Below are 22,015 nucleotides of genomic sequence, written 5' to 3'. Positions count from 1 at the left end.
GGCAGAGTGAAGGAGCCCGTGACATGGCACAGACACGCAGAAATATCTCGAAAGTGGACCCGGTGTGGGACCAAATTCAGCAAGAAGCCGAAGATGCGGTGCGTGATGAGCCGTTGATCGGCGGCTTTGTTCATGCCTGTATCCTGCACCATAAATCCATCGAGAACGCGCTTTCCTACCGGATCGCTGCGAAACTGTCGTCGAATGAGATGTCGATGATGGTCGTGCGCGAGATGGTCGAAGAAGCCTATGCCGAAGACCCTGACCTCGTAGCCGCGGCGCGCGCTGATCTGGTGGCGATCTATGACCGCGACCCGGCCTGCCATCGGTTGCTGCAGCCGATCCTCTACTTCAAAGGCTATCAAGCAGTGCAGGCCTATCGGGTTGGCCACTACCTCTATATGAAGGGCAAGCGCGATCTGGCCTATTTCATCCAAATGCGGGTGAGCGAGATTTTTGGCGTGGATATCCACCCGGCGGCAAAGATGGGCAAGGGCATCATGATCGACCACGCGCATTCCATTGTAATCGGTGAGACGGCGGTGGTGGGCGATAACGTCTCGATGCTGCATTCTGTGACGCTTGGCGGGACCGGCAAGGAAGAAGAGGACCGTCACCCCAAGATCGGCAACGGCGTATTGATCGGCGCGGGCGCGAAGGTCTTGGGCAATATCACCATTGGCCACTGCAGCCGTATCGCCGCAGGGTCTGTGGTGCTGGAGGCGGTGCCCGCTTGCAAGACCGTCGCCGGCATCCCAGCACGGATCGTGGGCGAGGCGGGATGTGATCAGCCGTCTATGTCGATGAACCACCTTTTTGGACCCGACAGCGAATAGAAGCGAAAGACAGTATTGAAAGCGAAGAAGCCGGGGCATGCCCCGGCTTTTGTGTGTTGGAAAGGATGCCGACCTTAGGCCAGCATCACCATTGGGTTTTCTAGGTTCTCGACGATGGCATTCAGCAACTGCGCACCGAGCGCCCCATCGATCACGCGGTGATCGACCGAGAGGGTGACCGACATCACGGTGGCCGCGGTTACCTCGCCATCCTTCCCGATGATCGGCTTTTTCACACCAGCACCGACAGCAAGGATCGCCCCATGCGGCGGGTTTATCACCGCGTCAAAGTTGTCGATCCCGAACATGCCGAGGTTGGAAATTGCAAAGCTGCCGCCCTGATACTCATGCGGCGCAAGTTTCCGATCCCGTGCGCGGGTGGCGAGGTCTTTCATCTGCGCCGAGAGGGTCGAGAGCGACTTGGTGTCGGCGTCCTGTAGGACTGGCGTGAAAAGCCCGCCTTCAATCGCCACGGCCACAGCCACATCCGAAGGCTTCAGCTTGAGGATCCGATCACCAGCCCAGACAGCATTGGCATCCGGCACCGATTGCAGGGCCAGCGCGCAGGCTTTGATAATGAAGTCGTTGACCGACAGCTTCACACCGCGCGCGTCGAGTTGCTTGTTCAGATCGCTGCGGAAGGAAAGCAGCGCGTCGATCTGGATGTCGCGGCGCAGGTAGAAATGCGGGACCGTCTGCTTGGCCTCGGTGAGGCGCGCGGCTATGGTCTTGCGCATGCCATTGAGGGTGACTTCCTCGTACTCGCGGCCTTCGTACATCTTGGCGACTGCATCGGCAGAGGGGCCGGTGGCAGCGGGTTGGGCGACCGGGGCGGCATCTTTGGCAGGTGCGGCGCTTTCGGATTTCGCCGCAGTCGGCTGGGCATTCTCGACATCCGCTTTGACGATCCGACCGCGCGGGCCACTGCCATCAATCTTCGACAGGTCCAAACCCTTGTCGGCGGCGATCCGGCGGGCAAGGGGGGAGGCGAAGATGCGCTCACCCTTGTCGCTTTTCGACGCGGCGGGGGCTTTGCTGTCGCCTTTGCCCTTCGCCTCATTCGCATCCGTAGCACCGCGGCCATAGCCAGCCTCGGGCGTCTCGGCCGCTTCGGCTTTGGGCGCTTCCTCGGCCTGAGGCTTCTCTTCTTTGGCCGGGGCGGAGGATGTATCGATATCCTCCGCGCTTTCGCCTTCTTCAAGCAGAACGGCGATTGGTGTGTTCACCTTCACGCCCTCGCTGCCTTCCTCAATCAGGATTTTGCCGATGGTGCCTTCGTCGACGGCTTCGAACTCCATCGTGGCCTTGTCGGTCTCGATTTCAGCCAAGATGTCTCCAGAGGAGACTTCGTCGCCCTCCTTGACCAGCCATTTGGCAAGCGTGCCTTCCTCCATCGTGGGGGACAGGGCGGGCATGAGAATTTCTGTGGGCATGATCCGCTCCTTACCGGTAGGTGACTTTGCGCACGGCTTCGATCACCTCATTGGTGGTGACCAGCGCGTGTTTTTCAAGGTTGGCAGCATAGGGCATGGGAACGTCCTTGCCGGTGCAGGTGATGACCGGGGCGTCGAGGTAGTCAAACGCCTCCTGCATGATCACGCCGCTGATGTAGCCACCGACCGAGCCTTGCGGCCAGCCTTCTTCGACGGTGACGCAGCGGTTTGTCTTCATCACCGATTTGAGGATCGTGTCGGTATCCATCGGGCGCAGGGTGCGCAGGTCGATCACCTCGGCCTCGATACCGTCCTCGGCCAGTTTCTCGGCGGCCTCAAGCGCATAGGTCATGCCGATGCCGAAGCTGACGATGGTCACATCCGCGCCCTCGCGCCAGATGCGGGCCTTGCCGAAGGGGACGGTGTAGTCTTCCACATCCGGCACGTCGAAGCTGCGGCCATAGAGGATTTCGTTTTCAAGGAAGATCACCGGGTTCGGGTCGCGGATCGCGGTTTTCATCAGGCCTTTGTAATCGCTTGCCGAATAGGGCATCGCAACCTTGAGGCCGGGGATCTGCATGAACCAGGCGGCGTAGTCCTGAGAGTGCTGGGCGCCCACGCGGGCTGCGGCACCGTTGGGGCCGCGGAAGACCATGGGCGCGCCCATCTGGCCGCCGGACATATAGAGCGTCTTGGCCGCGGAGTTGATGATCTGGTCCATCGCCTGCATGGCGAAGTTGAAGGTCATGAACTCAACAATCGGGCGCAGACCGCCAAAGGCCGCACCAACACCGATCCCGGCAAAGCCATGTTCGGTAATCGGCGTGTCGATCACGCGTTTGGGGCCGAATTCGTCCAGCATCCCTTGGGTGATCTTATAGGCACCTTGGTATTCGGCCACTTCCTCGCCCATGAGGAAGACATCCTCGTCGCGGCGCATTTCTTCGGCCATGGCGTCGCGCAGCGCTTCGCGCACGGTCTGCTGCTTCATTGCCGTACCTTCGGGCCAGTCGGGGCTGGTGTCGGGCTCGGGCTGTTTCTTGCCCTCGGCGGGCGTCTCGCGGTCGTTGTCCGAAGAATTTGCCTGCGCCGGTTTGGCGTCCTCGCCCTTGTCTTCGACGGGGGCGGATTTCGCGCTGTCGATGTCGTCCGCGCTTTCGCCTTCTTCCAGCAGAACGGCGATGGCGGTGTTCACTTTAACGCCTTCGGTGCCTTCTTCGATCAGAATCTTGCCGATGGTGCCTTCGTCCACGGCTTCGAACTCCATCGTGGCTTTGTCGGTCTCGATCTCGGCCAGAATGTCACCAGAGGAGACTTCGTCGCCCTCCTTGACCAACCATTTGGCGAGCGTGCCTTCTTCCATAGTGGGGCTGAGGGCGGGCATGAGAATTTCGGTTGCCATTGCTTCAGGCCTCCTGCGGAACTTCGGTTGCGTAGATGTCGGTCCAGAGCTCGTCGAGATGCGGCTCCGGGCTTTCCTTGGCGAAATCGGCGCTTTCGTTCACGACCTTTTTGATCTCCTTGTCGATGGCTTTGAGATCGTCCTCGCTGGCGTGGTTGCCCTCCAGCAGCAAAGTGCGCACGGCCTCGATCGGGTCGCGCTCGTCGCGCATCTTCTGGACCTCTTCGCGGGTGCGGTACTTGGCAGGGTCTGACATCGAGTGGCCACGGTAGCGGTAGGTCTTGATCTCGAGAATATAGGGTCCGTCTTTGCGGGCGTGGGCCACGGCCTTCTGACCGGCCTCCTTCACCGCCAGCACGTCCATGCCGTCTACCGCTTCGCCGGGGATGCCGAAAGCCTTGCCGCGCTCCCAGATCTCCGCAGAGGAGGTCGAGCGCTGCTGCGAGGTGCCCATGGCGTATTGGTTGTTCTCGATCACGAAGATCACCGGCAGTTTCCAGAGCGCGGCCATGTTGAAGGTCTCATAGACCTGGCCCTGGTTCGCTGCACCGTCGCCGAAATAGGTGAAGGTGACACGCCCGTTGTCTTTGTATTTGTCGGCAAAGGCGAGGCCCGCGCCGAGCGGCACCTGTGCTGCAACGATACCGTGGCCGCCGTAGAAATGCTTCTCTTTCGAGAACATATGCATCGAGCCGCCCTTGCCCTTGGAATAGCCGCCTTCGCGGCCCGTAAGCTCGGCCATGACGCCGTTGGGGTCCATGCCGCAGGCCAGCATATGGCCGTGGTCGCGGTAAGAGGTGATGCGCTTGTCGCCTTCTTCGGCGGCGGCCTCAAGGCCGACAACGACCGCTTCTTGTCCGATATAGAGGTGGCAGAACCCCCCGATCAGCCCCATGCCGTAGAGTTGCCCGGCTTTCTCTTCAAACCGCCGGATCAGCAGCATGTCGCGGTAATAGCTGGTCAGCTCCTCCGCAGAGACATTGGGTTTCTTGCTCGATTTCCTCGCGGCCATGGACGTCTCCTCCGTCGGCTTTGGTCAGATGCCAAAAGTAGTTTAGCGTTAAACTATTCCCTAGCGCATTCCGGAATGGATTGCGAGGGACTTTGTGACGTGGCGCGCGCGCCACGGCTGACAAGGCGAAGGAGGCCAGAGATTTTAGGTGATTGCAAGACCGCAGGCGTGGGGCAGGGCGATCAGGCGCGAAAGCTTAGCGAATGACGATCTCATCGGTGCGGACCATGCCCAGCACCTTGCGCGCGCGTTCGTCCAAAAGATCAAGGTCGAGGTAGTCGTCCGACAGGCGGCGGGTGAGGTTCTCCATCCGGGCCACCTCGGCGCGGACCTCGGCCAAACGGTCGCTCAGCTTTTGGCTCTCCGCCACGATTTCGGTCCGGCGGAACAGGCCGAAATCGCCCTGAACGGCAGCAAAGGTGAAATACAGGCTCAGCGCGAAAGCAATCGCGAAGAACAGCAATGTGCCGAAAGCCGGACGGGTGTTGCGTGTCATGGTTCTGCCTCTGCGTCTCTTGGCGGACGTGACATCAGTATGACACAGGCGATTCGTCATGGGAATCCCACATTTGCGGGAAACCCGTTGTTTTTAACAAGAAATCGCGTTTTTGCGCGACTTAGCCGCCCAAAGCGGCGACACCGGGCAGGGTTTTGCCTTCCATCCACTCAAGGAACGCGCCCCCGGCGGTGGAGATATAGGTGAAATCATCCGCGACGCCTGCTTGGTTCAGCGCGGCAACCGTGTCACCGCCCCCCGCGACCGAGGTCAACGTGCCTTCGCGTGTCTTGGCCGCTGCTGCGCGGGCCGCCGCGACGGTGGCGGTATCGAAAGGCGGAATTTCAAAGGCCCCCATCGGCCCATTCCAGATCAAGGTTCGCAGCCCGGCAAAGGCCGTCTCGACCAAAGCGACCGTATCGGGGCCCGCATCCAGCACCATCTGGTCTTCGGCGAGGCTGGCATCGGGGCCAAGCTGGGCCACCTCATGGATGGCCCCTTTGGCGAACTCACGCGCGACCAGACCGTCGACGGGCAAGATCACGCGGCAGCCCGCCTTGTCGGCCTGCGCCATGATGTCTTTGGCCGTGTCGTAATAATCCGGCTCTTCCAACGACTTGCCCAGATCAGCACCAAGCGCTGCGAGGAAGGTGTTTGCCATGCCGCCACCAATGACCAAGACATCCAACCGGTTCACGAGGTTTTCCAAAAGCGCGATCTTGGTCGAAACCTTGGCCCCACCGACCACGGCCCCCACCGGGCGCTCAGGCTTGGCGAGTGCCGCCTCCAGGGCCGAGAGTTCCGCCTGCATCAAACGGCCCGCGCAGGCAGGCAGCAGCCGCGCCAGCGCTTCGGTTGAGGCATGGGCGCGGTGGGCGGCAGAGAAGGCATCGTTGCAGTAGATATCGCCGAGATCGGCCAGCTGGCGGGCGAAACCTTCGTCATTGGCCTCTTCACCGGGGTAGAAACGGATGTTTTCCATAAGTTGCAGATCGCCCTGCGCCTCGGCAGCGGCATCCAGCGAGGGCACGAAAGCCACATCGCGGCCTAGTGCCTTTTCCAGCGCGGGCAAAACTTGGCGAAGACTCATCTCCTCGACAACCTTGCCCTTGGGACGCCCGAAATGCGCCAGCAGGGTCACCTTGCCACCGCGCGACAGAATGTCGTTCACCGTGGGCACGATCCGCTCGATCCGCGTGGCATCGGTGACGCGACCCTCCTCAGCCGGCACGTTAATGTCTACACGCAGCAGCACGCGTTTGCCGTTCAGGTCCATGTCGTCCAGCGTTTTCCAACCCATCGCTTCTCTCCCATTCAAACTCTTGCGCTGTGTTTTGCTGTTATCGCGCGTGACGTCAATGCGCGGCTTGGCAATCGCGGCCAAGCTCCTTAGGTATCTGGCAAAGACAAACTAAAGGATTGCCCAATGGCTGATATCAAAGACCCCGAAAACACCATTCTGATGGAGCTCAAAGGCGGCACCGTCACCATCGAGTTGATGCCCGACCTTGCGCCCAAGCACGTCGAGCGCATGAAGGAACTGGCCCGCGCTGGTAAATACGACAATGTCGCCTTTCACCGCGTGATCGAAGGTTTCATGGCTCAGACGGGCGATGTGGCCAATGGCAATATGGAAGATAACTTCAACCTGCGCGCGGCTGGCACCGGCGGCTCGGACATGCCGAACCTGCCAGCAGAATTCTCCAAAGTACCGCATGCTCGCGGCACCATCGGTGCGGCGCGTTCGGCAAACCCCGACAGCGCCAACAGCCAGTTCTTCATCAACTTCAAAGACAATGACTTCCTCAACGGTCAGTACACCGTTTACGGGCAGGTCATCTCTGGCATGGAACATGTCGATGCGCTGACCCGTGGCGAGCCGCCTGCGAATCCCGACCGCATGATCTCCGTCAAGGTGGCCGCAGATGCGTAAGCTTTTCGGCACCAGCGCTGTTCTGGCGCTTCTCGGCACGGCGGCTGCGGCCACCGGGCTTGAGATCGAAGTCGCGGGCGAGGCCAATGGCACCGTCAAGATCGACCTGCTGGAAGATGTTGCCCCTGAGCATGTGGCACGCATCACGGAACTGGCCGAAGAAGGCGCCTATGACGGGGTGGTCTTCCACCGCGTGATCGACGGTTTCATGGCCCAGACCGGTGACGTGCAGTTCGGCAAATCCGGCGGCGACACCGCGCGCGCTGGCATGGGCGGCTCTGACAAGCCGGACCTCAAGGCGGAGTTCTCGGACATCGCCTATGAAGCTGGCGTCGTCGGCATGGCCCGCAGCCAGAGCCCGGACAGCGCCAACAGCCAGTTCTTTATCATGTTCGATGAAGCACCTTTTCTTAACGGTCAATATACGGTCGTGGGCAAGGTTACCAAAGGCCAAGACGTGGTCGACGCCATCAAACGTGGCACTGGCGGCAATGGCGCCGTCGTCGGCACGCCGGACGTAATGCAAAAGGTCTCTGTGACCGAGTAACATCTGTTCCCAATTGCGTGGGGTGGGCTTGCTTGCTCACCCCCGTATGCGCCACGCTCAGGCCATGATTAAATTGAGCGCCATCGTTCTGAGCCTTGGCCTTGCGGCCAACAGTCTCCTCGCTGATCCCGCCCGCTGGGAGGGGGAATGGCCCGAGACCGATTTTTCCAAAACAACCATCACCGACTGGTCCGAGATCATCTCAGGCGGGCCGCCTAAGGATGGCATACCGGCGCTTGATGCGCCTGCGTTCCGAACTGCATCTACTGAGACCCGCATCGGCCCGCGCGAGCCGGTCATCACCGTTGCGATCGATGGTGCTCAACCGCGCGCCTATCCGATCCGCTATCTGACATGGCATGAGATCGTGAATGATACGGTGCAGGGCCGCCCTATCGCGGTGACCTTCTGCCCGCTGTGCAATTCCGCGCTGGTCTTTGATCGCCGGGTCGCAGGCAAGGTGCTGCGCTTCGGCGTCTCCGGCAAGCTGCGCCATTCCGACATGGTGATGTATGACCGCGAGACGCAAAGCTGGTGGCAGCAGGCAGAGGGCCGCGCCATCGTGGGGGCACTGACCGGGACCGAGCTAAAGCACCTCCCAAGCTGGCTGGAAAGCTGGGCAGATTTCACTGTGCGCCATCCCGACGGGCTGGTGATGGAGGAGCCGTCCTATAACCGAGACTATGGCCGCAACCCTTATCGTGGGTATGATTCGTCGCCCAAACCCTTTCTCTATGACGGATCGCAACCGCCCCACGGCATCGCACCGCTGGAGCGTGTTGTCCGCGTGGGGGACCGGGCATGGCGCCTTAACCGACTGGCCGAGGTAGGCGAGTTGCGGGAGGCCGGGGTGACGATCACATGGCGGGCAGGGCAGGCCTCTGCTCTGGACGCGGGGCAGATCAGTGAGGGACGTGACGTGGGCAGCATCCGCGTGCGCGACAGCGCCGGACGCGATGTGCCGCATGATGTGATGTTTGCCTTCGCCTTCGATGCCTTCTGGCCAAACGGCACGTGGATGCTGGGCCGCTAACTCACACCCATAGTAAAACGAAAACGGGCGCCGCAGTTTCCTGCGACGCCCGTGAATTTTTTGAACCGACCGCGGCCTTAGGAAGCTGGGTTCGGCTTCTGCGCCGGAGCAGACTTTGCGCCGGGGTTCAGCGGATCGTCCTGACGCTGCACAGAGCCTTCGAAATGTGCGCCGGATTCGATCGCGATGGTCTTGTGGATGATGTCACCCTCAACCCGTGCGGTCGACGTGAGACGGACCTTGAGGCCACGGACGCGGCCCACGATACGACCATTAATCACCACGTCATCGGCAACCACTTCGCCTTTGATCGTCGCGGTCTCACCGATGGTCAGCAAATGCGCGCGGATGTCGCCTTCAACGGTGCCTTCAACCTGAATATCGCCCGTGGTCTTCATGTTGCCGGTCACATGCAGGTCCGAAGACAGAACGGATGCGGGCGGCTTCGCCTTAGGCGCGCTGGCCTTGAATTCGCTCTGCTTGGAGGGCGCAGGGGCCGTGGAAGCACTGGAAGGTGCCGCTTTGGACGCATCTGCATCCTGGGGCGCGGGATCGTTGATTTTGCTTTTAGAAAACATCGTTTGCAGCCTTGATATAGATCATGGGGTTAACAGCCTTGCCACCTACGCGGACTTCATAGTGGAGATGGACACCGGTGACCCGTCCTGATGCTCCCATATCACCAATATGCTGCCCGCGCGAGACTCTTTGGCCAACTTTCACGCGCAGCTTGGACATGTGCGCATAGCGGGTTTCGATACCGAACTCATGCTGGATTTTGACCAAACGGCCATAGCCAGACTGCCAGCCTGCGTGAATCACCACGCCATCGGCAGTGGCGTAAAGCGGCGTGCCCATGCCAGCGGCGAAATCGACGCCCTTGTGCATGCGGCGGCCACCGGTCTTTGGGTCGCGGCGATAGCCGTATTGGCTGGTGAAACGGAAAGCGGATTTCACCGGATTGGCGAAGGGCGCTTTCTCGGCAGCGATCCGGTAAAGATTCAGCCGGTCCATCTGGTTCAACAGACGGTTGGCGCGCAGCGTGTCTGGGCTTAGTTCCTCACCACGGGTGGTGAAGGACAGCGGCGTCATCGGGCCGCCCTGGCCGGAGTATCCCCGGCGCACAGTGGCGAGGATACGGTCAGTCGGCATGCCCGCGCTGCGGAACATTTTATCAAGCGGGGCGACGGAAACGCTCATCGCTTCTTCAAGCTGGCGGAAAATTGCGTCGTTCTGATCCCGCATGAGCGCAATTTCCTGTGCCATCTCATCGGCCTGCAGCAGGGCGTCTTGGGCATCAACCACCACCTTGTCACGCTCAGCGGCGGTGCGCGCCAGCGCTTGCGCAAGGAAATCGGTCGGGGCCTGATCCGCGTCGGCGCGGATACTGCCTGCCTCACCATTCTCAAGGCTGCCCTCCAGTTCGGCCAGTTTCAGCCGGGCCTTCTGACGGTCTTTCATCGTGTCGCGCAGGGTGGACTGGATCACGTCGATCCCGGTCTCCAACTCACGGCGGCGGGTCTCGGACGACAGCAGTTCGGACTGCATGACGGAAATCTGTGTCAGGGCGGCGTTAAACCGATCCTGTGCGGCCAGTGCCTCCTCGGCGCGCAGATCACGCTGCGCGGAAAGTTCGTTCAACCGGGCCTGATAGGTGCGCTGGTCGCGTTTGGCTTGCTCTCGAAAGTTGCCGGAGCCGATGCTGTCCATCAAGATGATCGCCGTGGCGATGATGGCCCATGACACGAGAAAGGCTGAGCCTGCGAGCCCGATAATCTGGGTGCCGGGGCGGAGGCGGATGAATCGGGTGTCGCTGTCGGATTTCAAAAAGACGCGGCGCTCGGGAAAGTAATGCTCAAGCAGAGCATGCGTCTTGATGGCAATCCGTGTGCGCATGTTGTCGTCCCTTGTCCCGTCCCGTCGGCGCGGCGGGGCAGCCCGGCCCGCGCCCAACGTCAATAGCCAGTGCCTGCGAATGGGGCAACCCTATTGCCCCATGCCTGCGCGGCAATCCCCCATCCGCCTTATTATGCGCTAAGAAATTGGCAAAAATCCGCCGATACCAAACACTTGCTCTTTTAGTGTTTTGTTATACCGGCCCACCGTCTGCTGTCAGCGGCCAGTAGAAGTCCGGAGGGATTCCCGCCTCGGCACGCTTTTCCTCGTTGAAGGGCGGCTTCAGATCGCCGTGGAAATACTTGCGTACGAGGGCATGAAAACGGTCTTTCGGATCTTCGTCATGGCGGCCGCAGAGAAAATGAAACCACTTACTGCCATAGGCAACATGGGCGACTTCTTCGGCATAGATCGTCTCAAGCGCGGCGACGGCGCTGTCGGCCTTGGCCTTGCGGAATATCTCGATCATGCCGGGCGTCACATCAAGGCCGCGCGCCTCCAGCACCATCGGCACCACGGCTAAGCGGCCCATCAGATCATCCACGGTATCTTCGGCCGCGCGCCACATGCCCGCATGGGCAGGCATCGCGCCGTAGTGGCTGCCCATCTCCTCAAGACAATCGCACATCAGGTTGAAGTGCTTGGATTCGTCATCCGCCGCTTTCACCCAGTCATCGAAGAACCCAAGCGGAAGCGGAACATGCGAAAACCGCGCAATCACGTCCCAATGAAGATCGACGGCGTTCAACTCGATATGCGCCACGGCATGCAAAAGCGCCGCGCGGCCCTCGGGCGTGCCGGGGCGACGGCGCGGCACCTCGCGGGGGCTGAGCAATTCGGGCTTGGCGGGCCGGGCAGGGTGCAGTGGCGGATCGGCGCGGCCCACTTCGGGGCGGGCACCTTCAGCACGGGCCGAGAGCCACTGCCCCGCGAATTTTCGCGACAGCGCTGTTTTCTCGCGCCCATCTGCCGTGCGCAGTACCGCTTCGGCCATCTCTGCCAGCGGCATCATGCGCTGCGCACCGCGTCAAGTACGGCATCCACATGGCCGGGCACCTTCACCTTGCGCCAGACCTGCGCGATCTGGCCTGTCCCGTCGATCAGATAGGTCGCGCGTTCGATGCCCATGGATTTCTTGCCGTACATGTTTTTTTCAACCCAGACCTCATAGGCCTCGGTCACCGCCCCATCGGTGTCGGACAACAGCGGCACCGTCAGCGCGTGTTTGGCAGCAAATTTGTCGTGTTTGTCCATGCTGTCGCGCGAGATGCCGAAGACCTGCACGCCCGCCTCGGCGAACTCCGAAAGCCGCTCCGAAAAGCCGATCGATTCCTTGGTACAGCCGGGCGTGTCATCGCGCGGGTAGAAGAACAGGACCACAGGCGCGCCGCGCAGGGCAGAGAGCGTAATCTCGCCACCGCCGGTCACGGGAAGGGTGAAATCCGGGGCCGGTTGGCCGGGCTGCGGTCCGATCTGCGACATGGGGCGGTTCCTTTGGCTTGTGAAGGGTCGTTCAGGGCTGTCATACTGCATCTGATTTGACAACGTCAAAGCCGCCCCAGCCGAACCGGAGCCCGATGCGCGACCCATCCCCTTCCAGCCCGCCTGTGCCGTTAGGCGAGGGGCCGACCCGCAGCAGGTCGCGCCGCCGTGCGGGGATCGCGTCGGTCGCGGTGCTGGTGCTACTGGCGGCGCTGGCCACGGGGGCGGCGGTCTATTTCACCGGGCGTCCGATCCCCGCGCCGCTTTGGGTGCAAGAGCGGATCGAGACGCGGATCGCGAGCGCCCTGCCGCAGGCGCGGGTGGAGTTCGGCGCAATGGAATTCGTTGTCGACGAAGGGTGGCGGCCTCGTGTGCGCCTGCAAGACATCTTTGTCACCACCTCCGAAGGCGACGAGATCGTCAGTTTCAATGAGTTCAAGGCAAGCCTGTCGATGCGCTCCCTGCTGCGCGGGGTGGCGCAGCCGCGTGAGATCGCGCTGTCGGGCGTGGTGGCCAATCTGCGCCGGGGCGCGGACGGACGCGTGAGCCTTTCCGCCGGGGCCGGGATCGCCCCGCCCGAGCGGGAGGCCGCGACCCTGCCGCAGCTTATCGGCCAGATTGACAACGTGCTGGCTGCGCCTGCGCTCTCCGCCCTGCGCTCGGTTGAGTTGCGCGCCCTGACGCTGCGCTTTGAGGATGCCCGCGCGGGGCGGGCCTGGACCGGAGACGGCGGGCGGCTGCGCCTGTCGCGCAGTGGTGAGCAGGTTGACCTTTCAGCCGATCTTGCGGTGTTGAGCGGCGGCGCAGGGGTGGCCACGCTTACGGCGAATTACAGCAGCCGCATCGGCCAGAATGCCGCGACCTTTGGCGTGACCTTTGACGGGATCGACGCACGCGACATTGCCGCACAGGGTCCGGCGTTCTCATGGCTTGAAGTGCTGCGGGCCAATATTTCAGGCGCGGTGCGCAGCGGGATCGACAGCGCCGGTCACTTTGCCCCGATCAACGCGTCGCTGCAAATTGGCAAGGGCGTGCTGCAGCCCAACTCGCAAACGAAACCGATCCCTTTCGACGGCGCGCGCAGCTATTTCAGCTATGACCCCGCGCGCCAGCTTTTACGCTTTGATGAGATGTCCCTCGACAGCCCTTGGGTCTCAGGCAACATCACGGGCACGTCGCAATTGGGCGATGTCACAGGCGGCATTCCGGGGGAAATGGTCGGGCAGTTCTCCTTACGCGATCTGCGCGCCAATCCGGCCGAGGTCTATGCCGAGCCTGTGGCTTTGGATCAGGCCGATATCGACTTTGAACTCAGCCTTGATCCGTTCCGCCTAAAGCTGGGCCGTCTGGAAATCAACGATCAGGGCCGTAGCCTGCGCCTCGATGGGGCGTTAGTGGCCGAGCCTGAGGGCTGGAACCTGTCGCTCGACGGGCGCATGGACCGGCTGAGCCCGGAGCGTCTGCTGGCGCTCTGGCCCGAGGGGGTGAAACCCAAGACCCGCAAATGGTTGGACGAGAACCTTCACGCAGGCCGAATGCGCAACCTTGATCTGGCGCTGCGCATGGCACCGGGGCTGGCGCCGCAGACCTATGTGGCCTTTGACTATGCCGGGGCTGAGGTGCGGTTCTTGAAAACCCTGCCGCATATCACCGACGGAAGCGGCCATATGAGTCTGCTCGACAACCGCCTCGTCGTTACGGTGGACGAGGGCGAAGTGATCGCGCCGCAGGGCGGGGCGGTGACGTTGGATGGATCGTCTTTCATCATCCCCGATGTGCGGGTGAAGAACGGCAGCCCCTCGGTGATCCGTCTAAGCACGCGCTCTACCCTGACCGCGGCACTGTCGCTGCTGAACCAGCCGCCGATGCGGGTTATGGACAAGGCGGGCCTCCCGGTGACGCTTGCGGATGGGGAGGCGGTATTGAAAGGGACACTGGCGCTGCCGCTGAAGAAAGGCGGCAAACCCGAGGATGTGCGCTATCACTTCGCGGGGGATTTGCTGTCGCTCTCGACCGATACACTGGTCAAGGAACGCAGCCTTCAGGCCAGCAGGCTGGCCATTACCGCCAGCAATGATCGGATCACCATCGGCGGCGAAGGGCGTATCGACGGGGTGGCCTTCGACGGGGAGTGGTCACAGGCGATTGGGCCGGGCTCGGACGAAAGCCGCCTGACCGGGCAAGTCGCGCTGACCCCTGCGGGGCTGGAGGCCTTCGGTATCGCTTTGCCCCCCGGCAGCATTCGCGGCAGCGGTACGGGGCAGATCGCACTCGACTTGAAAAAGGGTCAAGCGCCACGCTTCTCGTTGCAGAGCAATCTCGCCGGGGTGGGTATTTCAGTCCCGCAACTCTCGTGGTCCAAAGCGCCGGGGACCAAAGGCGAATTGCGGCTGGCTGGACGGCTGGGCGAGACGCCGAATGTCGACGCATTTCAACTCACTGCACCGGGGCTGAGCCTGGCAGGGTCCATTGACCTAAAACCCGGCGGCGCGCTGGACCGGGTGCGGATCGACCGGCTGCGGCGCGGGGATTGGCTGGATATTCCGCTGCAACTGATCGGGCGCGGCCAAGGTAACCCAGTGCAGGTGGTGCTGGGCGGCGGCACGTTGGACATGCGCCGGGCCGAATTCGGCGGGGCCGGTGGGCAGCCCGGTCCGCCGATGCGGGTGGCGCTGGACCGGTTGCAGATCACCGATACGATCTACCTCACGAACCTTGCAGGCACCTTTGACACGGCAAAGGGGATGGATGGATCCTTCACCGCGCGGCTCAACGGTGGCACGCCGGTACAAGGGCGGGTGCTGCCTCAAGGCGGGCGCAGCGCGGTGCGCGTGGTCTCGGACGATGCGGGCGGGATACTGCGCTCGGCCGGATTGGTGAAACAGGTGGTCGGGGGGAACCTGTCGCTCACGCTGCTGCCTGTCGGGTCGGGCGGAGCCTTTGACGGGCAGCTTGAGGTCAATAACGTCGCCATTCAAGATGCGCCGGGGATTGCGGCGCTGGTCAATGCGATCTCGGTCGTGGGGTTGATCAACGAACTCAACGGCGATGGAATTTACTTCGATGATGTAGAGGCGAACTTTCGCCTGACCCCGAACCGCTTGACCTTGACCGAGGCTAGCGCCGTGGGCGCGTCTTTGGGCCTGTCGATGGATGGGGTCTATGCGCTCGACAGCGGCCTGATCGACATGCAGGGCGTGATCTCTCCGGTCTATATGTTCAACGGGATAGGCTCGCTGTTCACCCGCAAGGGCGAGGGGCTGATCGGGTTCAACTACCGTCTGACCGGTGCCGCGAAAGAGCCCAGCGTTTCGGTCAATCCGCTCTCGGCGCTCACCCCCGGCATGTTCCGCGAGTTGTTCCGCCGCCCGCCGCCCACTGTGCCGCAAGTGCAGGGCCAAGCGAATCCGGTTGCCCGGGTGCCAGAGGATCGCTAAGCGCCGAGGCGACCTATGCCGCCAGACCCGCAGGAGCCGCGCCGATGAAGCTTTCCGATTTCGATTTCGACCTGCCTGAGGAATTGATCGCCACGCGCCCCGCCAATCCGCGCTCTTCCGCCCGGCTCTTGGTGGCCGAAGGCGCTCAGCTTCATGACAGGCGGGTAACCGATCTGACCGATTGGCTGCGCCCCGGTGACCGTCTGGTGCTGAACGATACCCGCGTGATCCCCGCGCGGCTTTCCGGGCTGCGCCACCGCGCCTCGGCCCAAGGTGCCGTGCAGGCTAAGATCGAAGTGACCCTACTGGAGCCCCGCGGCGACGGCACTTGGTCGGCACTGATCAAACCGCTGCGCAAACTGAAAATCGGCGAAGAAGTCATCTTTTCTGACGATCTGCGTGCCACGCTGGAGGCGGTGGAAGACGGGCAGGGGCATCTGCGGTTCAACTGCGCGGGCGATGATTTCGACGCCGCACTCAATGCCGCCGGTGCCATGCCGCTGCCGCCCTATATCGCCGCCAAACGCGCGGCTGACGCGCAGGACATGACCGACTACCAAACCGTCTTTGCCCGCCACGCGGGCGCGGTTGCGGCCCCCACGGCCTCGCTCCATTTTGACGAGGCACTGCTCGCCGCTCTGGCGGCGAAGGGGGTCACCTTTAGCCATGTCACCCTGCATGTCGGCGCGGGCACCTTTCTGCCAGTTAAAGTCGATGACATTTCCGAACATAAGATGCACGCCGAATGGGGCCGGGTCAGCGCCGAGGCCGCCGAGGAGATCGCCGCGACCCGCGCCGCCGGAGGCCGAGTGATCCCCGTGGGTACGACCGCCCTGCGCCTAATCGAGACCGCCGCGCGCGGCGGGCAGATTGCGGCTTGGGAAGGGGACACCGATATTTTCATCACGCCGGGGTTCGAATTCAACGTGACTGACGGGCTGATGACCAATTTTCACCTGCCCAAATCGACACTCATGATGCTGGTCTCGGCCCTCATGGGCGTGCAGCAGGTAAAAGACATTTATGCCCATGCCATAGCAGAAAAATACCGTTTCTTTTCATACGGCGACTCCTCCCTTCTGCTGCCCTAAGGCGCAAAAACCCGCTTGAACGTCGCACTAGGGGGTGACTAGCCTTCGATTGCGGTTCATGGGAAGGGCTGGGCGAACAAGGACTAGACCGATGATTCAAGTGGTTTCAAGCGCATGGGCGCTATTGCTGGGCATGTGCCTTTTGATGGTCGGCAACGGCATGCAGGGCACTTTGCTGGGTATTCGCGGCGGCATTGAAGGGTTTTCGACCTTCCAGATGTCGATCGTTATGTCCGCTTATTTCGTCGGTTTCCTTGGCGGCTCCCGGATGGCACCGGGGATGATCCGACGCGTGGGTCATGTTCGGGTGTTCGCGGCGCTTGCTTCGCTGATTTCTGCTGTGATGATCCTCTACCCGACGTTCCCCAATACGATCGTTTGGTCTATTGGCCGCGTGCTGATCGGATTTTGTTTCTCCGCCGTCTATGTCACGGCGGAAAGCTGGTTGAACAACGCGGCCACCAACGAAAACCGGGGGCAGGCGCTTTCGGCCTATATGATCGTGCAAACACTCGGCATCGTTATCGCCCAAGCGCTGCTGCTGACCGCTGATCCGTCGGGCTTCGTCCTCTTTGTCATTCCTTCGGTATTGGTGAGTATCGCGGTCACGCCGATCCTGCTCTCGATCAGCCCCACACCGCCCTTTGGCACCACCAAACCGATGAGCCTGAGCACCCTGATGGAGACTTCTCCCCTCGGCTGCGTCGGCATGTTCCTTCTGGGCGGCGTCTTCTCCGCCCAGTTCGGTATGGCGGCGGTTTACGGTGCCGAAGCGGGTCTGAGCGTCGCGCAGATATCACTTTTTGTGGCGGCTTTCTTTGTGGGCTCCGTGATCTTGCAATATCCCATCGGCTGGATCTCTGATCGGATGGACCGACGCAGCCTTATCGTTATCACCGCACTGATCGGCGGCGCGGGTTCCATGGTGGGGATGATGCTCGGGCATATCTTCCCGATTCTGCTTGCAACGGCCTTTGTCGTCGGCGGCATGTCGAACCCGCTTTACTCGCTGATTATGGCCCATACAAACGACTTTTTGGAGCATGAAGACATGGCCGCGGCCTCGGGCGGTATGTTGTTTATCAACGGCTTAGGCGCTGTGTTGGGGCCGGTGATCACCGGTTGGATGATGGGCACCGCCTTGGGGCCGGGCGGGTTCTACCTGTTTACCGCCGTGCTCTTTGCCGCACTCGCGGGCTATGCTTCCTATCGTAAGACACAGCGTGCCGCCGTCCCTGTCGAAAATACTGGCAACTACGTGCCGATTTACCCCTCAGCCACCGCCGTGGCTGTGGAAATCGCCCAGGAATATGCCATTGAAACGGAACAGGAAGCCGCCGAAGAGGCTGCCCAAGAAAGTGCCGAAGCAAACAAAAACGCCCCTGATAGCGATAACTATGTCGCGGATGATATAAAACGTGACTAGGCTTTTAGGGTAAGACGTTCTTAACTTTAATGAATCGCCCGAATTGCGGCAAAGGAGTGTGCGAGATGACTGGCACAAACACAGGCCCCGAAAACGTACTGAATTTTTGGTTGCAGGACATCGGTCCGACCGGGTGGTACAACAGTTCCGAAGATTTGGACGCCGAGATCCGTGCCCGTTTCGAAGAGCGCTGGAATGACGCGCAAGCGGGAAAGCTATGCCATTGGCTGACCACCCCCACCGACGCGCTGGCCTTTTTGATCCTCACTGACCAATTCCCCCGGAATATGTTCCGGGACACGGGTAAAGCGTTTTCGAGCGATCGTATCGCGCTGGCCGCTGCCAAATTGGCGATTGAAAAGGGGTGGGACATGCGTGTGGAAGCGCCCGAACGGCAGTTCTTCTATCTGCCGTTGATGCATTCGGAAAATCTCTGCGATCAGGACCGCTGCGTGCGCCTGATGTGCGAGCGTATGCCCGAAAGGGGCGACAGCAACCTGCTCCACGCCCGCGCACACCGCGAAGTGATCCGCCAGTTTGGTCGGTTCCCCTATCGCAACAAGGCGCTCTCGCGCAGCTTCACCGCACAGGAAACCTCATACCTGAAAGAGGGCGGTTACGGGCGGACAGTTAAGCAGCTTCGCGAAGGTCGGCAAGCGGCGTGAACCTCCGTGGGGGCGGATGCAACACGCGTGGTTGTGGCGATTGCAAATATGGTTTAGCGGTAAACTATATTTGCAAACCCTAACGCGAGGTCCGTGCCATGGCTGCCAAATCCTTTGATCTGATCGTGATCGGTGCGGGGCCGGGCGGCTATGTCGCCGCCATCCGTGGCGCACAGCTGGGCCTCAAGGTCGCAGTTGTAGAGCGGGAAAATTTGGGCGGTATCTGTCTTAACTGGGGCTGTATCCCAACAAAGGCGCTGCTGCGCTCTGCCGAAGTGTTCCACCTGATGCACCGTGCCAAGGATTTTGGTCTGGCAGCTGATAAGATCGACTATGACCTCGACGCCGTGGTGAAACGCTCGCGCGGCGTCGCCAAGCAAATGGAAGGCGGGGTCAAACACCTGCTGAAGAAGAACAAGGTCGAGGTCTTTATGGGCGAAGCCTCGATCCCCGCAAAGGGGAAGGTTTCAGTCAAAACCGAAAAGGGCAGCGATGATCTGACGGCCAAGAACATCGTGCTGGCCACCGGCGCACGTGCCCGCGAATTGCCGGGGCTAGGGGCGGATGGCAAACGCGTCTGGACTTACCGCCACGCCCTGCAACCCGTACATGACCCCAAGAAGCTATTGGTCATCGGGTCCGGTGCCATCGGCATTGAATTCGCAAGCTTCTACAACACCCTTGGCGCCGACACGACTGTTGTCGAAGTGATGGACCGTGTTTTGCCAGTAGAAGATGAAGAAATCTCTAAGTTCGCCAAGAAAGCCTTTGAGAAACAGGGCATGACCATCATGCAAAAGGCCACGGTCAAGAAGCTAGACCGCACTGCCGACAAGGTCACGGCTCATATCGAGCGCGACGGCAAGGTCGAAAAGCTTGAGTTCGACACCGTGATCTCTGCGGTCGGTATCGTCGGCAATACCGAAGGTCTGGGGCTTGAAGAGCTCGGTGTCAAAGTCGACCGGACCCATGTGGTGACAGACGCCTATTGCCGCACCGGGGTCGACGGGATCTATGCGATTGGCGACATCGCCGGAGCGCCTTGGTTGGCCCACAAAGCGAGCCACGAAGGCGTGATGGTTGCCGAACTCATCGCAGGCCAAAAGCCACATCCCGTCAAACCCGAAAGCATTGCGGGCTGCACCTATTGCCACCCACAGGTCGCCTCTGTCGGGCTGACCGAGGCCAAGGCCAAAGATCAAGGCTATGACATTAAAGTCGGGCGTTTCCCCTTCATCGGCAATGGCAAGGCCGTGGCCCTGGGCGAGCCGGAAGGGTTGGTAAAAACCATCTTCGACGCCAAAACCGGTGAGCTTTTGGGTGCGCATATGGTTGGGGCTGAGGTGACGGAACTGATCCAAGGCTACGTTGTGGGCCGACAGTTAGAGACCACCGAAGAAGACCTGATGAACACCGTCTTCCCGCATCCGACGCTCAGCGAAATGATGCATGAATCCGTGCTCGACGCCTTTGACCGCGTGATCCATATGTGAAGCGGGCGGGCAGGCTGCGCTAGACGTGACTTGCCCCGCCGCCGCCCTGGGCCGAACCGTCTGGAACCAGGTCGTGGTCAGTTTTAACCGTGTCGTCATGCAACGCAGTGGCCGCCGGATCCCAGTCCGACGTCATCCCGCAATTATCGCTGCTGCTGAGAGGATGGGCTTGTTTGGCAATCCGTCTGGCTTCAACAGCCATACCCCGTTCAGCTACCCGACCTGTGACAAATGCGCAGGGCCCTTCGCTGCTCCGGCCACCTGTGCATCCCGCCAGTTTGACCAGAACCTCGCCGATCAGACCCCGGAGAAACTGGATCGTCCTTATGCGGCACGACATGTGCAGCCGATGCTCCGCTCCGGTGGGTATTTTTGGATCGCCGTGCGGGTCATCATTCCCTTACACTCGGCACTAAACGACAACTCACGCTGGTCTGCGCGGGAGCCAAAGAACCCCATAATTAAAGATGTTTTCGACGAAGGTTGTACCAATGCGCAACAATGGGGCAACTGCAGCGCCATCGCCTGTCATCTCGAACCAGGCTGGCCACCGAAGTTCAATATGAATACGGATGACCTGACCAACTGCCCGCAAACGCCACTTTGCACCTGGGCGCTGACTTAAAGGTCCTGAGACAATATGACTGAACATACCTCCTTCCTGCGCGTCTTCGCGCTTTGGGCCGCCGGGCTCGGTGCTGCGGCGCAATACGGCAAGATGAGCGTCATCTTCGATCTTTTGCCAGACCTCTATCCGCAGGCCGGGGCAGCGCTTGGCTTTTTGGTGTCGCTGGTGGGCGGTGTCGGTATCCTCCTTGGGGTTGTGGCGGGCTTGATGGTGGCGCGCGTCCGCTATCGTCGGGCGCTGCTGTTCGCGCTATGGCTAGGGGCAGGGGTCTCGGCATTTCAGGCGCTGCTGCCGGGCTTTGGCTGGATGCTTGCCAGTCGGGTTGTGGAGGGGCTGTCGCATCTGGCCATCGTTGTCGCCGCACCGACGCTCATTGCGCAACTTAGCACTGTGAAAGACCGGGGGTTTACACTGACCCTCTGGGGTACATTCTTTGGCGTGGCCTTCGCCGTCTTGACCCTTACCGGTCGCCCGCTCGCACTGGCATGGGGCGTGCCCGCGCTTTTTGCGGCCCATGCGTTCTATATGGCGGGTTGCGCGCTGGTGCTCTTTGCCATCCTTCGGCGTTTGCCAGAGGAGGGCGCACAGCCGCCACTCTCCTTGCCGCAGATCCTCCGCGACCATCTGGCGATCTACCGGTCGCCCCACCTGTCTGCACCGGCAGCGGGCTGGTTGTTCTATACATTCAGCTTCGTCTCCATCCTTACTGTCCTGCCGCCCTACCTCCCCGAAGACTGGCGCGCGGTCACGATGGCGGCCATGCCGCTGACCAGCATCGCGGTCTCGATGACCATCGGCGTCGCCTTGCTCCGCCGTCTTCCGGCGGTTCAGGTTGTGCAGTCGGGCTTTGCGCTTTCCGCCCTCTCGATGGTTTGGCTGTGGCTCACCCCCGGTTCGTCATTGGCCTGTCTGGCCCTTGCTGGTGCCATGGGGCTGATCCAAGGGGCAAGCTTTACCGCCGTGGCGCAACTGAACCATGGCCCCGCTGCGCAGGCGCAGGCGAATGGTGCCGTGGCACAGATGGGCAACCTCGGAAACAGCCTTGGCACGCCCATCATGGCCTTTGGTCTGGCAACATTCGGAGGTGCGGCGCTGCCACTATTGGCGGGGGGCGCCTTTGTCATGGGGCTTGGGGCACATCTCCTCCTTGGTGCGGCCCGGCGTCGCAGGGCCCGAGTTCCTGTTTAGTTCTCATTTTTCCGTTG

General features: G+C 61.4%; 20 protein-coding genes. 11 read left to right on the top strand and 9 right to left on the bottom strand.

Going from position 1 to position 22,015, the window contains the following annotated elements; all coding sequences use genetic code 11:
- Nucleotides 1-23 precede the first annotated feature (23 nt).
- The gene (gene cysE, locus K3759_RS09130) at nt 24-836 is read left to right on the top strand and encodes a serine O-acetyltransferase (RefSeq protein WP_259981270.1); all 813 of its coding nucleotides are present in this window, start codon (nt 24-26) and stop codon (nt 834-836) included.
- A gap of 74 nt (nt 837-910) precedes the next feature.
- Here the strand turns inward: cysE and K3759_RS09125 are convergent, their stop codons facing one another.
- From K3759_RS09125 to K3759_RS09105, 5 genes are all read right to left on the bottom strand, one after another.
- Nucleotides 911-2,269 (bottom strand): pyruvate dehydrogenase complex dihydrolipoamide acetyltransferase, encoded by a 1,359-nt coding sequence (locus K3759_RS09125; protein ID WP_259981268.1) that lies wholly within the window; start codon nt 2,267-2,269, stop codon nt 911-913.
- A 10-nt stretch (nt 2,270-2,279) separates the two neighbouring features.
- Nucleotides 2,280-3,671 carry a pyruvate dehydrogenase complex E1 component subunit beta gene (locus K3759_RS09120; RefSeq protein ID WP_259981266.1) on the bottom strand — a complete coding sequence of 464 codons (1,392 nt, stop codon included), beginning with the start codon at nt 3,669-3,671 and terminating at the stop codon, nt 2,280-2,282.
- A gap of 4 nt (nt 3,672-3,675) precedes the next feature.
- A complete protein-coding gene (gene pdhA / locus K3759_RS09115; RefSeq protein WP_259981264.1) occupies nt 3,676-4,683 on the bottom strand; it encodes a pyruvate dehydrogenase (acetyl-transferring) E1 component subunit alpha in 1,008 nt (335 codons plus the stop codon).
- Nucleotides 4,684-4,879: 196 nt separating this feature from the next.
- Entirely contained in the window at nt 4,880-5,179 is a 300-nt protein-coding gene (locus K3759_RS09110) for a septum formation initiator family protein (protein WP_259981262.1), read from the bottom strand.
- Between the two features lie 121 nt (nt 5,180-5,300).
- Nucleotides 5,301-6,479, bottom strand: coding sequence for a phosphoglycerate kinase (locus tag K3759_RS09105; protein WP_259981260.1), 1,179 nt, complete (start codon nt 6,477-6,479; stop codon nt 5,301-5,303).
- Between the two features lie 126 nt (nt 6,480-6,605).
- On the opposite strand from K3759_RS09105, the gene K3759_RS09100 reads away from it, so the two are divergent.
- The 3 genes from K3759_RS09100 to K3759_RS09090 all read left to right on the top strand — a co-directional run bounded on the left by K3759_RS09100 (nt 6,606) and on the right by K3759_RS09090 (nt 8,692).
- The gene (locus tag K3759_RS09100; RefSeq protein WP_007119942.1) at nt 6,606-7,112 is read left to right on the top strand and encodes a peptidylprolyl isomerase; all 507 of its coding nucleotides are present in this window, start codon (nt 6,606-6,608) and stop codon (nt 7,110-7,112) included.
- Nucleotides 7,105-7,659, top strand: coding sequence for a peptidylprolyl isomerase (locus K3759_RS09095; RefSeq protein WP_259981259.1), 555 nt, complete (start codon nt 7,105-7,107; stop codon nt 7,657-7,659). The genes K3759_RS09100 and K3759_RS09095 overlap by 8 nt, the downstream gene beginning before the upstream one ends.
- Nucleotides 7,660-7,723: 64 nt before the next feature.
- Complete coding sequence (locus K3759_RS09090) at nt 7,724-8,692, top strand: DUF3179 domain-containing protein (protein WP_259981258.1); 969 nt, start codon at nt 7,724-7,726, stop codon at nt 8,690-8,692.
- A gap of 77 nt (nt 8,693-8,769) precedes the next feature.
- On the opposite strand, the gene K3759_RS09085 is transcribed toward K3759_RS09090, so the two are convergent.
- The 4 genes from K3759_RS09085 to K3759_RS09070 form a co-directional block, all read right to left on the bottom strand.
- The gene (locus tag K3759_RS09085; RefSeq protein ID WP_259981255.1) at nt 8,770-9,270 is read right to left on the bottom strand and encodes a polymer-forming cytoskeletal protein; all 501 of its coding nucleotides are present in this window, start codon (nt 9,268-9,270) and stop codon (nt 8,770-8,772) included.
- On the bottom strand, nt 9,260-10,588 hold the full coding sequence (locus tag K3759_RS09080; protein ID WP_259981254.1) for a M23 family metallopeptidase: 1,329 nt from the start codon (nt 10,586-10,588) through the stop codon (nt 9,260-9,262). The genes K3759_RS09085 and K3759_RS09080 overlap by 11 nt, the downstream gene beginning before the upstream one ends.
- Before the next feature lie 193 nt (nt 10,589-10,781).
- Nucleotides 10,782-11,600, bottom strand: a complete 819-nt coding sequence (locus K3759_RS09075) for a ferritin-like domain-containing protein (protein ID WP_259981252.1) — start codon at nt 11,598-11,600, stop codon at nt 10,782-10,784.
- Nucleotides 11,597-12,070, bottom strand: a complete 474-nt coding sequence (locus tag K3759_RS09070; protein WP_259981250.1) for a peroxiredoxin — start codon at nt 12,068-12,070, stop codon at nt 11,597-11,599. Before K3759_RS09070 ends, K3759_RS09075 begins: the two co-directional genes overlap by 4 nt.
- A gap of 95 nt (nt 12,071-12,165) precedes the next feature.
- On the opposite strand from K3759_RS09070, the gene K3759_RS09065 reads away from it, so the two are divergent.
- The 7 genes from K3759_RS09065 to K3759_RS09035 all read left to right on the top strand — a co-directional run bounded on the left by K3759_RS09065 (nt 12,166) and on the right by K3759_RS09035 (nt 21,998).
- Nucleotides 12,166-15,507: a DUF3971 domain-containing protein gene (locus tag K3759_RS09065; RefSeq protein ID WP_259981249.1), complete on the top strand. Its 3,342-nt coding sequence runs from the start codon at nt 12,166-12,168 to the stop codon at nt 15,505-15,507.
- Nucleotides 15,508-15,551: 44 nt separating this feature from the next.
- Complete coding sequence (queA, locus tag K3759_RS09060) at nt 15,552-16,598, top strand: tRNA preQ1(34) S-adenosylmethionine ribosyltransferase-isomerase QueA (RefSeq protein ID WP_259981247.1); 1,047 nt, start codon at nt 15,552-15,554, stop codon at nt 16,596-16,598.
- 91 nt (nt 16,599-16,689) lie between these two features.
- Complete coding sequence (locus K3759_RS09055) at nt 16,690-18,024, top strand: MFS transporter (protein WP_259981246.1); 1,335 nt, start codon at nt 16,690-16,692, stop codon at nt 18,022-18,024.
- Between the two features lie 65 nt (nt 18,025-18,089).
- Nucleotides 18,090-18,689 carry a DUF924 family protein gene (locus K3759_RS09050; RefSeq protein WP_259981244.1) on the top strand — a complete coding sequence of 200 codons (600 nt, stop codon included), beginning with the start codon at nt 18,090-18,092 and terminating at the stop codon, nt 18,687-18,689.
- A 98-nt stretch (nt 18,690-18,787) separates the two neighbouring features.
- Entirely contained in the window at nt 18,788-20,182 is a 1,395-nt protein-coding gene (gene lpdA / locus K3759_RS09045; RefSeq protein WP_259981242.1) for a dihydrolipoyl dehydrogenase, read from the top strand.
- Between the two features lie 73 nt (nt 20,183-20,255).
- Nucleotides 20,256-20,807, top strand: coding sequence for a dihydrolipoamide dehydrogenase (locus K3759_RS09040; protein ID WP_259981240.1), 552 nt, complete (start codon nt 20,256-20,258; stop codon nt 20,805-20,807).
- Nucleotides 20,808-20,822: 15 nt separating this feature from the next.
- Nucleotides 20,823-21,998: an MFS transporter gene (locus K3759_RS09035; RefSeq protein WP_259981239.1), complete on the top strand. Its 1,176-nt coding sequence runs from the start codon at nt 20,823-20,825 to the stop codon at nt 21,996-21,998.
- Nucleotides 21,999-22,015 lie beyond the last annotated feature (17 nt).

Source organism: Sulfitobacter sp. W027, from assembly GCF_025143985.1.
Taxonomy (GTDB): Bacteria; Pseudomonadota; Alphaproteobacteria; order Rhodobacterales; family Rhodobacteraceae; genus Sulfitobacter.
The sequence above is the reverse complement of the archived record's forward strand: the minus strand, read 5'-3'. Positions and strand labels throughout refer to the sequence as shown.